The organism is Rahnella bonaserana (assembly GCF_019049675.1).
Lineage (GTDB): Bacteria > Pseudomonadota > Gammaproteobacteria > Enterobacterales > Enterobacteriaceae > Rahnella > Rahnella bonaserana.
This window is the reverse complement of record NZ_JAFMOW010000067.1, coordinates 39,375-52,143: the sequence shown is the minus strand read 5'-3', so window position 1 is coordinate 52,143 and position 12,769 is coordinate 39,375. Positions and strand designations below refer to the sequence as shown.

13 protein-coding genes are annotated in these 12,769 nt (G+C 50.7%); 5 read left to right on the top strand and 8 right to left on the bottom strand.

Features of this window, described 5'->3' with window-relative positions; genetic code table 11:
- The first annotated feature begins 54 nt into the window (after positions 1-54).
- Entirely contained in the window at positions 55-972 is a 918-nt protein-coding gene (lpxC, locus tag J1778_RS19790; protein WP_112286942.1) for a UDP-3-O-acyl-N-acetylglucosamine deacetylase, read from the top strand.
- A 12-nt stretch (positions 973-984) separates the two neighbouring features.
- Here lpxC and J1778_RS19785 read toward each other — a convergent pair whose 3' ends face one another.
- Positions 985-1,509, bottom strand: coding sequence for a DUF721 domain-containing protein (locus J1778_RS19785; protein ID WP_217174617.1), 525 nt, complete (start codon positions 1,507-1,509; stop codon positions 985-987).
- 26 nt (positions 1,510-1,535) lie between these two features.
- On the opposite strand from J1778_RS19785, the gene secM reads away from it, so the two are divergent.
- The 3 genes from secM (at position 1,536) to mutT (ending at position 5,375) form a co-directional block, all read left to right on the top strand.
- Positions 1,536-2,063 (top strand): secA translation cis-regulator SecM, encoded by a 528-nt coding sequence (gene secM, locus J1778_RS19780; protein WP_217174616.1) that lies wholly within the window; start codon positions 1,536-1,538, stop codon positions 2,061-2,063.
- 80 nt (positions 2,064-2,143) lie between these two features.
- Positions 2,144-4,861 (top strand): preprotein translocase subunit SecA, encoded by a 2,718-nt coding sequence (gene secA / locus J1778_RS19775; RefSeq protein ID WP_217174615.1) that lies wholly within the window; start codon positions 2,144-2,146, stop codon positions 4,859-4,861.
- Positions 4,862-4,973: 112 nt separating this feature from the next.
- Complete coding sequence (mutT, locus tag J1778_RS19770) at positions 4,974-5,375, top strand: 8-oxo-dGTP diphosphatase MutT (protein WP_217174614.1); 402 nt, start codon at positions 4,974-4,976, stop codon at positions 5,373-5,375.
- A gap of 69 nt (positions 5,376-5,444) precedes the next feature.
- Here mutT and yacG read toward each other — a convergent pair whose 3' ends face one another.
- From yacG to coaE, 3 genes are read right to left on the bottom strand one after another with little or no spacing between them, the layout of a single operon-like run.
- Entirely contained in the window at positions 5,445-5,642 is a 198-nt protein-coding gene (gene yacG / locus J1778_RS19765) for a DNA gyrase inhibitor YacG (protein WP_217174613.1), read from the bottom strand.
- Between the two features lie 9 nt (positions 5,643-5,651).
- Positions 5,652-6,404 (bottom strand): cell division protein ZapD, encoded by a 753-nt coding sequence (zapD, locus tag J1778_RS19760; protein WP_113876347.1) that lies wholly within the window; start codon positions 6,402-6,404, stop codon positions 5,652-5,654.
- The gene (gene coaE / locus J1778_RS19755; RefSeq protein ID WP_217174612.1) at positions 6,397-7,026 is read right to left on the bottom strand and encodes a dephospho-CoA kinase; all 630 of its coding nucleotides are present in this window, start codon (positions 7,024-7,026) and stop codon (positions 6,397-6,399) included. Before coaE ends, zapD begins: the two co-directional genes overlap by 8 nt.
- 241 nt (positions 7,027-7,267) lie before the next feature.
- Here coaE and J1778_RS19750 point away from each other — a divergent pair, with 241 nt between their 5' ends.
- Positions 7,268-8,311, top strand: coding sequence for a GMP reductase (locus J1778_RS19750; protein ID WP_112286935.1), 1,044 nt, complete (start codon positions 7,268-7,270; stop codon positions 8,309-8,311).
- Positions 8,312-8,379: 68 nt separating this feature from the next.
- On the opposite strand, the gene hofC is transcribed toward J1778_RS19750, so the two are convergent.
- The 4 genes from hofC to nadC form a co-directional block, all read right to left on the bottom strand.
- Positions 8,380-9,600, bottom strand: a complete 1,221-nt coding sequence (gene hofC / locus J1778_RS19745) for a protein transport protein HofC (protein ID WP_217174611.1) — start codon at positions 9,598-9,600, stop codon at positions 8,380-8,382.
- On the bottom strand, positions 9,597-11,090 hold the full coding sequence (gene gspE / locus J1778_RS19740; RefSeq protein WP_217174610.1) for a type II secretion system protein GspE: 1,494 nt from the start codon (positions 11,088-11,090) through the stop codon (positions 9,597-9,599). The genes hofC and gspE overlap by 4 nt, the downstream gene beginning before the upstream one ends.
- Positions 11,087-11,536, bottom strand: a complete 450-nt coding sequence (gene ppdD, locus J1778_RS19735) for a prepilin peptidase-dependent pilin (RefSeq protein WP_217174609.1) — start codon at positions 11,534-11,536, stop codon at positions 11,087-11,089. The genes gspE and ppdD overlap by 4 nt, the downstream gene beginning before the upstream one ends.
- 291 nt (positions 11,537-11,827) lie before the next feature.
- A complete protein-coding gene (gene nadC / locus J1778_RS19730; RefSeq protein ID WP_217174608.1) occupies positions 11,828-12,721 on the bottom strand; it encodes a carboxylating nicotinate-nucleotide diphosphorylase in 894 nt (297 codons plus the stop codon).
- Positions 12,722-12,769 lie beyond the last annotated feature (48 nt).

The window sequence follows — 12,769 nt, the reverse complement described above, 5'->3', positions numbered from 1 at the left end:
ACCTTAAGGTATGCTTAGGTCGGTTGGATGGATAAACATTGCGAGATAAAAACGATGATCAAACAACGTACATTAAAACGTATCGTTCAGGCGACGGGCGTCGGTTTACATACCGGCAAGAAAGTCACCCTGACTCTGCGTCCTGCACCGGCAAATACCGGGGTCATCTATCGTCGCACTGACTTGAATCCACCGGTTGATTTCCCGGCAGATGCAAAATCCGTGCGTGATACCATGCTCTGTACTTGCCTGGTTAATGAGCATGACGTACGTATCTCTACGGTTGAACACCTTAATGCGGCATTAGCTGGCCTGGGCATTGATAACATCGTTATCGAAGTCGATGCGCCTGAAGTGCCGATTATGGACGGTAGTGCTGCGCCTTTCGTCTATCTGCTGATGGATGCAGGGATTGAAGAGCTGAACAGCGCCAAGAAATTCTTGCGCATCAAAGAAACCGTGCGTGTTGAAGACGGTGATAAGTGGGCTGAGTTCAAACCATTCAATGGTTTCTCTCTGGACTTCACTATCGACTTCAATCACCCGGCGATCGATTCCAGCTCACAGCGCTACAAAATGAACTTCTCCGCAGAAGCATTTGTTCGCCAAATTAGCCGCGCACGTACTTTTGGTTTCATGCGTGATATCGAGTACCTGCAGTCACGTGGTTTGTGCCTGGGTGGCAGCTTTGATTGCGCTATCGTTGTGGATGATTACCGTGTGCTTAACGAAGATGGCTTGCGTTTTGAAGACGAGTTTGTTCGTCACAAAATGCTGGATGCTATCGGTGACCTGTTCATGTGTGGGCATAACATCATTGGTGCGTTTACCGCATTCAAGTCTGGCCACGCCTTGAACAACAAGTTATTGCAAGCGGTGCTGGCTAAGCAGGAAGCCTGGGAATTAGTTACCTTCCAGGATGAAGCTGAATTGCCACTGGCTTTTAAAGCGCCTTCCACAGTAATGGCGTAATCGATACTCGTATTACTTATTACGACTGGTTGTTTTGGCACCCTCTCCGGCCAGCTCAGCCAGTCGTTCTAATGCCTTCCTCAGTTTTTCCGGGCTACGACTCGCCAGCCCTCTTAATTCCTCAGCACTTTGCGCACTCAAATGTCTGACCGGCATGGATTCAGAAGCGATTGCTTTATTTTTAATCGCAATCTGCGAAGCATTTTCCATTTTCGCCATGAGCGAAGGATTAATCCTGATGTCGATTGATGACAATGATGGTAGAATTTGCGCTCGAAGTGCAGAGAGTAATGCAGGTTGTTCATAGCGTAATCGCATCATCCAGCTGGCATTAGCAATCTCGAGTACTAAAACACCCTGTCGATAATTACCGACACGACACCATGGTTGCATGGGCGCCGGTAACAGACCTTTGACTGCGCGGTTGAGTTTTAATAACGCCGCAGCACGCTGTTGAACAATGCGCAGCGGACTTTGCTCTGTGGAAGAAGCGTCATCGAACAGGATATCTAATAATTGTGGGCGACTATCGCGCATGACCAGCTCCGGCGGATTGTAAACTTGTGATTGGCATTCTAAATCGTTGGCGACAATTTGGCAGAAGGTATTTTTGGCCGCATCTCCTGTTGGGGATGGTCGCGGCCAGCCTTGGCGTGTCAACGAACCTTTCGCAAACGGAACTGCCTGCGGTTCCCAATACGTCCTCAAGTCTAAACCGTCTTAACATCGGTAGTACAGGGCTGAGTAATCTTGCATTGCTCCAGGCGAACCGCCGCCCGTCGTTCGGTGTGGATTACTGGCAGCAACATGCGTTGCGCACGGTCATCCGTCATCTCTCTTTTGCTCTGGCTCCGCAGGTGGTTTATACCGTTGCCGCGCCGGAAGTGGTCGCTGAAGAAGCCGGACCATTACACGTTCAGCAACTGGCCCTGCTGGTCACGCTGAATGCTTTACTGACCCATGAATCCAAACCACCGGTAATCATCCGTCAGACGCAACAACCTTTTCTAACCTTCTCTTTACCGCACAAAACCGGCCTGTGGTTAGCACAGGTACAAGGTATTCGTGCGGGTCCAGCCTCCCTGATTTAACAGACTGTAATTTTAAACTCTATCTATAAATCAATAAATTAGTGGCCATCCGACATGGCCTCCAAGAGATATTAAGCATAATGTTAATCAAATTATTGACCAAAGTTTTTGGTAGCCGTAACGATCGTACACTGCGTCGCATGCGTAAAGTTGTTGACCTGATCAACCGCATGGAACCTGAGATTCAAAAGCTGACCGACGAGCAGCTGCAGGCGAAAACCAACGAGTTCCGTGAGCGTCTGGCGAAAGGTGAAGTGCTGGAAAACCTGATCCCGGAAGCGTTTGCTGTGGTGCGTGAATCCAGTAAACGTGTATTTGGGATGCGTCACTTTGACGTGCAGTTACTGGGCGGTATGGTACTGAACGAACGTTGCATCGCGGAAATGCGTACCGGTGAAGGTAAAACGCTGACCGCAACGCTGCCAGCCTACCTGAACGCACTGAGCGGAAAGGGCGTTCACGTCGTGACCGTCAACGACTACTTAGCCCAGCGTGACGCCGAAAATAACCGTCCGTTGTTTGAATTCCTCGGTCTGAGCATCGGCATCAACTTGCCGGGTATGCCTTCACCGGCTAAGCGTGCTGCTTACGCTGCTGACATCACTTACGGCACAAACAACGAATACGGCTTTGACTATCTGCGCGACAACATGGCTTTCAGCCCTGAAGAACGTGTACAGCGTAAACTGCATTATGCGCTGGTGGATGAGGTTGACTCCATCCTGATCGATGAAGCACGTACCCCGCTGATCATCTCTGGTCCTGCCGAAGACAGTTCAGAAATGTACACCCGCGTGGACAAACTGATCCCTAAACTGATCCGTCAGGAAAAAGAAGATTCCGACACCTTCCAGGGTGAAGGCCACTTCTCTGTGGATGAGAAAGCGCGTCAGGTTCACCTGACCGAACGTGGTCTGGTGCTGATCGAGGAAATGCTGGTAGAAGCAGGCATCATGGAAGAAGGCGAATCGCTGTATTCTCCGACTAACATCATGCTGATGCACCACGTGACTGCGGCACTGCGCGCGCACGTGCTGTTCACCCGCGATGTCGATTACATCGTGAAAGACGGTGAAGTCATTATCGTCGATGAACACACCGGCCGTACCATGCAAGGTCGTCGCTGGTCCGACGGTCTGCATCAGGCAGTGGAAGCTAAAGAAGGCGTTGATATTCAGAACGAAAACCAGACGCTGGCATCCATCACCTTCCAGAACTATTTCCGTCTGTACGAAAAACTGGCCGGTATGACCGGTACTGCGGACACGGAAGCATTCGAATTCAGCTCAATCTACAAACTGGATACCATTGTTGTGCCAACTAACCGCCCTATGGTGCGTAAAGACATGGCCGACCTGGTGTACATGACTGAAATGGAGAAAATTGGCGCGATTATCGAAGATATCCGTCAGTGTACTGCTAAAGGCCAGCCGGTTCTGGTGGGGACTATCTCGATTGAAAAATCAGAAGTGGTTTCTAACGAACTGACGAAAGCGGGCATCGCGCACAGCGTTCTGAACGCCAAATTCCACGCCAAAGAAGCCGACATTGTTGCTCAGGCGGGTCAGCCAGGTGCGGTAACCATCGCTACCAACATGGCGGGTCGTGGTACCGATATCGTGCTGGGCGGCAGCTGGCAGGTTGAAGTTGAAAACCTGGGTGAAGAAGTCACCGACGAGAAAATCGCTGAAATTAAAGCCGCATGGCAGATTCGTCACGACGCGGTTCTGGCTTCAGGTGGTTTGCACATCATTGGTACTGAGCGTCACGAATCACGTCGTATCGATAACCAGCTGCGCGGACGTGCGGGTCGTCAGGGTGATGCCGGTTCATCCCGCTTCTACCTGTCTATGGAAGATGCCCTGATGCGTATCTTCGCGTCTGACCGTGTATCAAGCATGATGCGTAAACTGGGTATGAAACCAGGCGAAGCGATTGAGCACCCATGGGTGACCAAAGCGATTGCTAATGCGCAGCGTAAAGTTGAAAGCCGTAACTTCGATATTCGTAAGCAATTGCTGGAATACGATGATGTGGCGAGCGATCAGCGTCGTGCCATCTACAGCCAGCGTAACGAACTGCTGGACGTGTCTGATGTGAGCGAAACCATTGCCAGCATCCGTGAAGATGTGTTCAAAGCGACTATCGACAGCTACATTCCACCACAGTCTCTGGAAGAAATGTGGGATGTGAAAGGTCTGGAAGAGCGCCTGAAAAACGATTTCGAACTCGAAATGCCGATTTCTGAGTGGCTGGATAAAGAACCGGAACTGCATGAAGAAACCCTGCGCGAACGTATCATGGAACTCGCGAAAGAGTCTTACGCCCGTAAAGAAGAAGTGGTTGGCGCTGAAATGATGCGTAACTTCGAGAAAGGTGTGATGTTGCAGACCCTCGATTCCCTGTGGAAAGAGCATCTGGCGGCGATGGATTACCTGCGTCAGGGCATCCACTTACGCGGTTACGCGCAAAAGGATCCTAAGCAGGAATACAAACGTGAATCCTTCGCGATGTTTGCTGCGATGCTGGAATCCCTGAAATATGAAGTGGTCAGCGTGCTGAGCAAAGTTCAGGTGCGTATGCCTGAAGAAATTGAAGCGATGGAAATCCAGCGCCGTGAAGAAGCGGAACATCTGGCCCGTCAGCAGCAACTGAGCCATCAGGATCAGCAGGAAATTGAAGTGGCCGAGGCCGCGCGTCTGGCTGCTTCCGGTGAACGCAAAGTGGGACGTAATGACCTCTGCCCATGTGGTTCCGGTAAGAAATACAAACAATGCCATGGCCGCCTGCAAAAGTAAGATCTCAGGTTAAGTCATCGTGTTAATCTTAAAGGCGGCTAATCACCGCCTTTATTTTTTGTCTAAAAGTTCGTACAGGACAGTCTTTGCAGTCAGCGGATAGGTGGATACTGTGACGCTTAAACAACTGAATATCTCAGTCGGCATTATTCGTAATGCTCAGAAAGAAATCTTTATTACTCAGCGTGATGCGTCATCGCATATGGCTGGTTTCTGGGAGTTCCCCGGCGGGAAAATCGAAGCGGGTGAAACGCCGGATCAGGCGGTGATCCGCGAATTGCAGGAAGAAGTTGGTATTGATGTGAAATCACCAGTACTGCTGAAAACGCTGGAGCATCGTTTCCCCGACCGTATCATCACTTTGTATTTTTTCCTGGTGGAAGAGTGGCAAGGTGAACCCTATGGCAAAGAGGGACAGCCGAAGCGCTGGGTTGCTCAGTCTGATTTGAAAGAGGAAGAGTTTCCTCCGGCAAACGAAGCCATCGTGACTGCCCTTAAAAACAATCAGTACTGAATACCGCAGGATTAGATGACATGATCAAAAAAGGGGCCAAAGCCCCTTTTTGTTTACCCGTTATCTGACTTAAATCTCTTCTTCACTCCAGTCGTCCAGATCATTCACATCGCCCTTACTCGGGATGCGTTTCTCTTCGTCGGCCCATTCACCCAGATCAATCAACTGGCAGCGCTTGGAACAAAAAGGGCGAAAAGGGCTTTTCTCGCCCCAAACCACCGTTTTGCCACACGTCGGGCAATTTACTTCAATAATTTCAGGATCCATTTGCAACTCCTAGCAGCAGGCAAGTTCGAAATTCAGTCGCGCGGGAACCACGCCATGTTCGCTGTCCAGGGGTAAAAAGCGAATGGCATAACGGGTTTTATGCCCGGATACTTGCGGATAAAGTTGGTTTTCCATCGAGAGGCGCAATCGTAACAGATCTGCGCCTTCGGCGTTGTCCTGGAAAAAACCATTCAGGCTGATCTGATTACGGAACGCGCCAGACTGGCGGATCAGACCCAGAACCATGGTGAGTGAGTTATTCAGCGGGGCCAGCGTTTCGAGCCAGTTTTTTACTTCACTGTCACGCTGGGACTGAGCCAGATGCAGCCATATGTGCAGCGTCGGGAGATCAAAACTACAGCAGCCACCCGGAATACTCAGACGCTGGCGGACCAGAGCAATCAGGCGATCTTCCTTCAGCGCCTGCCCGATACGCGGGGCTTTCATCAGCACGGATGCGCACTGTTTGAGCTCGCTACGTAAGCCGTCAACTCTTGACAGATCAACGCCCGGAACGTCTTTCCATTGGGATAATTTTTGTTGCTGGCGTTCCAGTTCTTTCAGTAAATCAGTACGGACTTCCCCGCGTTCCAGTACGTCGAGCAAATCGGATGCGGTACGGAAAAATAACAGGGCAGAAGCAATGGAAGTGATCTGCGCATTAGAGTGCATCTGTTGCAACAAAAATTCGATACGCAGCCAGGTGCGCATCTTCTCATTCAGGGGATGTTCAAAAAGAACGGTTGCAGCTACATCAGTCATGCTTGGCAATATCCTGTCTGTTTACTGATGCCGCAAATTCCAGATAGCGGCAATGTAATAAGGCAACACGCGGTTCGATGGATTTCGGGTCACCGCTGTTATCAATGATGTCATCCGCACAGGCCAGCCGCTTTTCACGACTCACCTGCGCAGCAATAATATTTTCAGCCTGCTGACGACTAATTCCGTCACGAAGCATGGTGCGTGAAAGCTGAATCTGCGGTTCAACATCTACTACCAGTACGCGACTTACCTGCGTCTGTAATCCATTTTCAATCAGCAATGGCACTACCCAGAGTACATAAGGCGTATCGGCCTGTGCAAAAAGCTGCTGTGTTCTGGCGTAAATTATTGGGTGCAGTAACTGGTTAACCCATTCTTTATCAGGCGGATAACTGAATATCTTTTCCCGCAGAGCCGGGCGGTTCAGTGAGCCATCGGCAAGAATAATTTCGTTACCAAATCGCTGATGGAGCTGGTCTAGCGCAGGTTCTCCCGGCGCAACTACCTGACGGGCAATAACATCGGCATCGACAATGTTCACACCGTGGCGGGCGAAACTTTCGGCAACGGTACTTTTGCCACTCCCGATACCTCCGGTCAATGCAACGATATAGCTCATGCTGATGCTCTGATAAAATTAGACAGGTAAATGATAAAGAGATTGTGATTAAGTGCAAGCCGTCGTCGTCCCGCTTTTCATGCGAAAATTATTCAGCAGCACAATCAAAAGTCTGTGATGTTAGTTGCAAAAGCCATCTTGCCGTTGTCATTTTCCTGTGTATGATAAAACCACTGGAAAGGGTGTCTAAAAATTTGCTGTACACCCTAGCGACCCGTCGCCAAACCAGGACAAACCCGTCATGCGCATTGAAGAAGATTTGAAGTTAGGTTTTAAAGACGTACTTATCCGCCCTAAACGTTCTACTCTCAAAAGCCGTTCCGAAGTTGAACTGGAACGCACATTCACATTCAAACACTCTGGTATCAGCTGGTCTGGCACACCGATTATTGCCGCGAATATGGATACCGTCGGAACATTCCGTATGGCGACCGTTCTGGCTTCTTTCGGTCTTCTGACCGCGGTACATAAGCATTACACCGTAGAACAGTGGCAGGCATTTATCACGTCTTCGGATGAATCCGTCCTGCGCAATGTGATGGTTTCGACCGGAACATCAGAAGCGGATTTCGTTAAAACTCTGCAAATTCTGGCTCTGTCGCCGCTGTTGAAATTTGTTTGTCTTGATGTGGCGAACGGGTACTCCGAGCATTTTGTCGGTTTCCTGCAACGTGTTCGTGAAGCCTGTCCGGATAAAGTGATCTGTGCCGGTAACGTGGTCACGGGCGAAATGGTTGAAGAGTTGATCCTTTCAGGTGCAGATATCGTTAAAGTCGGTATCGGGCCTGGGTCGGTATGTACAACGCGTGTGAAAACCGGTGTAGGTTATCCGCAACTTTCTGCGGTTATCGAATGTGCTGATGCGGCGCACGGCCTGGGCGGACAGATTGTCAGTGACGGCGGCTGTGCTGTTCCTGGCGATGTGGCCAAAGCCTTTGGCGGCGGTGCTGATTTCGTTATGCTTGGCGGTATGCTGGCTGCGCATGATGAATGTGAAGGTACAGTCGTTGAAGAAAATGGCGAAAAATTCATGCTTTTCTATGGCATGAGCTCAGAATCTGCGATGAAACGTCACGTTGGTGGGGTTGCAGAGTACCGTGCGGCAGAAGGTAAAACGGTGAAACTACCTCTGCGTGGTCCGGTTGAAAACACTGTTCGCGATGTCCTCGGTGGCCTGCGTTCTGCCTGTACTTATGTCGGTGCTGAGCGCCTTAAAGAACTGACCAAACGTACGACCTTTATCCGCGTCGCGGAACAGGAAAACCGTCTGTTCGGCAGCAAATAATTTCGCGATGACTGATGCGGCGGGACTCGTTCTCGCCGCTTTCTGCACATTCTGCTTTATTCTTTTTCCTATCCCATCACTGATCCCAGCTGGAATATCGGCAGATACATTGCAATCACCAGCCCGCCCACAATGATGCCCATTACCGCCATCAGTACCGGCTCGATGGTTTGCGACAACGTATCCGCCAGTGAATTCGCTTTATGATTATGCAGCTGCGCCAGCTTTTGCAGTAACTCATCGAGAGAACCTGACTCCTCACCGATTTTAATCAGCTGATGGCATAAGGTCGGAAACAGCGGTGACTGGACAAAAGCTTTGTGTAACGGGATCCCTTGTATGATCTGCTCACGTATCTGACTCAGTGCGGCCTGAAAATGCAAATTGGATACAGACGCAGAGGCTGCCGCCAGCCCCGCGATTAATGTCATTCCGGCCTGTTGTGTCATGGCCAGTGTTTGAAAAATTTGCCCGAGACTGCTGTCTGTGACCAGGCGTGAAGTCAGGGGCAACCGCAGCAGAAGCCTCTGCTCACGGAGTTTCCAGTGAATGTGCGGATGCATTTTTTGCAGATATCCGAAACAGCAAAGCAGTAATCCTCCGGCTATCCACGGACCCGTTGTTATTAACGCTTCTGATGTGTTGATCAACATTTGTGTAAACCACGGCAACTTAGCATCAAAGGATGCATAGATTTTCGCAAACTCAGGTAACACCAGGGTCAGCATCAGCAGGGTAACAATCGTAGCGATCGCGCTGACAAGCAGCGGATAACGTAGCGCCTTTTTCACCTTGTCTCTTAATTCGGCCTGTTGCTCCTGCTGAGTCGCCAGTTGCAGGCAGCATTTGTCCAACTGTCCTGTCAGTTCACCAATCGAAATAATTTGCCGGTAAATATCAGGGAACGTGTCGGGATACTGACCGAGCATCTCCGAAAGAGGTTTTCCCTCACGAACCCCTTTGGCGATATTCAATAACACGCAGTTCCATGCTGGTTTCGTGTGCTCATTGCCCAGTAATGTCAGGCTGTTCATCAGAGGTAATCCAGCCTGCAGAAGCGTTGCCAGTTGTCTGACAAAGGCGACGCGCTCCTGATTCTTCCAAAAGTGTCGTCTCAGGCGTTGCTTCATCCTGATACTGACCGGCTGCAAACCAGCAGCAAAAAGCTGCTGGTAAATGATGTCTTTATTTATCTCTATGCTGTTACCTTGCTGAATGCTGCCCAGGGTATCGACAGCCTGCCATTGGTAAAGCCGCCACTCTTTAGATCCCGCCCCGGTGTCGCTCATAAGCCAGTCTCTTCGCCGGTGACTCTGTAAAGCTCCTCAAGCGATGTAATACCTTGCTCGACCAGCAACATTCCCGCTTCCTGCAAGGTTTTCTGCCCCTGCTCGCGGGCGATTTTACTCAGCTCAGTGACGCCCGCTCCCGCGACCAGTGCCTGCTGTAAACGGGGAGTGATATTAAGTATCTCGTAAATTCCCGTTCGCCCGTAGTAGCCGGAAAAACATTGATGGCAACCTGCAGCTAACCAAAGTGGCAACGTACAACTGCGGCCATCAGGGCCTTTTTCGACCAGTGACATATGCGCTTTGCGACAATGCGGGCATAGCTTTCGAACCAGCCGCTGTGCAATGACCAGACGTAAACTGGCTGCAATATGAAAACTCTCGATCCCCATTTGTCTCAGGCGGGTCAGGGTTTCGCAGGTGGAATTGGTATGCAGGGTGGAAAGCACCATATGCCCAGTCTGCGCCGCTTTTACGGCAATCTCGGCAGTTTCTTTATCCCGGATCTCACCGACCATAATCACATCAGGATCCTGACGTAATAAGGCCCGCAGGACACCGGCAAAACTCAGATCAGTTTTACTGTTGATCTGCGTCTGATTAATGCCGCTGACCGGGATCTCAATCGGATCTTCGACGCTGCAGATATTGCGGGTAATGGCATTCAGATGTCGCAGACCAGTGTAAAGCGTCACTGTTTTTCCGCTACCCGTCGGCCCCGTGACCAGAATTAATCCCTGCGGGTGTTTAAGCGCGGCCTTGAAATAATCGAGATCACGCGGCGTGAATCCCAGTTGTGACATCGACAGATCCTGCTGCGTCATATGGAGTATTCGCAGCACAATCTTTTCACCGTGCAGCGTTGGCAGTGACGAAACCCGCATGGAATATCGCTGATTTTGCAGCATTACCGAGAGCTGCCCGTCCTGTGGCAATCTGCGTTCTGCCACATTGAGCTGTCCCATGATTTTTAGCCGTGCGCATATACTGGCGGCCATTGAAAATTCAGGACCGGGGATTTCCTGTAATACGCCATCAATCCGGACACGAACCCGGAAGCTGTGCTCAAAAGGTTCGAAGTGAATATCTGAAGCACGACGGGTGATGGCGTGCCTGAGGATTTGGTTAAGTACATTGATGACCGGTGCATCACTTAGGGCGTCCAGTTCATTCTCATCACGAGGAAGTGAAGGAGTTAGCTCTTCCTGCGCGACATTTTGTTGCGAGCCTGAGTGGCCTTTTTCCATGACCTGTTCAAGCCGCGCCTGTGGCCAGCGTTCAAGCTGGACTTTTAATCCGGTGGCGAAACGCAGAACGTTGCTCAGTGATTCAGTGTCCGCCTCAGTTTCATGGCAGGCAACGCGAATTGTTTGCGGGTCACGATGCAAAATGACGGCTTTATAGCGCTGGCAAAGGGCTTCAAGCGATGCTTCGCTTTGCTGCCTGTCGTTATGTAACGGCGAAACAGGATCCAGTGGAGTATCGGTCATTGTGTCGCTCCCTGACTGTCAAAACGGAATACGCTTTCGCACGCCTCAACCATCGACGTGTTAGCGGCGTTCGTACAACTACGATTCCAGACAATTCCTCCGGCCAGATTATCGACCACCGGCGTCATGACGACGCTGAGCCCTTCCAGCGCCTGTTGCCCGGTGAGCGAGATGACTCCAGTGCTGACTTGTACCTGACTGACATATCGGCTGCTGGTGGCCGCGGGTATCCCCTGAGTGCCAGCGTTACAACCCGTCAGTGTGCCGGCATCAATCACACACAATTCGACGCCGGTTTTATACGGCACCATGGTTTGCAGCATGTCTGTCATGGCGGCTTTCTGGATATAACTCTGGTAAGCGGGTATGCCGATGGCACTGAGGATCGCAATAATCGCGATCACTACCATCAGTTCAATGAGGGTAAATCCTTGTTGCCGGTGCATGGCGTTCTCCGTTTCGTAAAACTGCGTGGGTTAAGCTCGGGCAGCAAACTAAACGCAGAAATAACCAGACTCCAGCCCCATTGTTGGCTTTTCCACGATGTCTTCCAGGATAAATATGTATGTCAGTCAGGTTGGCAAAACTTTTGCGCGATACGCCGCAACTGTGAAGATGAAATGAAAAAGGGGATGGCAGTCAGACCGGGAGAATGAGAGGGTAATGCGGCAAGATGAAATAGACCGGAAGAAGTCGTGTTGCCCCTGAAAAGGAAGTCAGGGGCAACAGCGGAGCGATTAGCTAAAACGCATGGAGAGATCCATTGCTCTGACATGTTTGGTCAGCGCGCCGACGGAAATGTAATCCACGCCGGTCTCCGCGAATTCACGCAGTGTTTTTTCCGTTACATTACCGGAGACTTCCAGCAGTGCACGGCCGGCAGTCAGCGCAACGCCTTCACGCATCATCGGCACGGTAAAGTTATCGAGCATGATGATGTCAGCTTTCGCATCCAGCGCCTGCTGAAGTTCATCAATGGATTCGACCTCCACTTCTACAGGCACGTCGGCATGGATCCACAACGCGCGTTCCACGGCCGCTTTGATGGAGCCGCAGGCAATGATGTGATTTTCTTTGATAAGAAATGCATCAGCCAGACCCAGACGGTGATTGCTTCCGCCACCGCAGAGCACAGCATATTTCAGTGCTGTACGCAGACCCGGCAGGGTTTTGCGGGTATCGAGCAACTGAGTTTTTGTGCCTTGCAGAATTTTCACGTAGTGATTCACTTCGGTTGCCACGCCGGAAAGGGTCTGCACAAAATTCAGGGCGGTGCGTTCGCCGGTCAGCAACATGCGGGCAGAGCCGGAAAGTTCGCATAAAGTCTGGTTTTCAGAAACTGCGTCGCCGTCTTTAACATGCCATTTAACGGTGATTTTATCTCCGGCCAGCTGCTTAAAGACTTCATCCAGCCAGCGTTGCCCGCAAAAAATACCGGTTTCACGGGTGATGATGGTGGCGGTCGCGTTTTTATCCTGTGGCAACAATTGCGCCGTTAAATCATTGTTAGCATTAGCTTCGCCGCCGAGGTCTTCGCCCAGGGCTTGAGTCACAAGAGCAGGAATATCATTCTGGATACGTTCGAGTAACTGTGCGCGGCGACTTTCAGGGCTGTAGCTGCGGGTAGACATACAAATACTCCGAAATGGCGGATAAGAAGGACAAAAAAACATGCTACC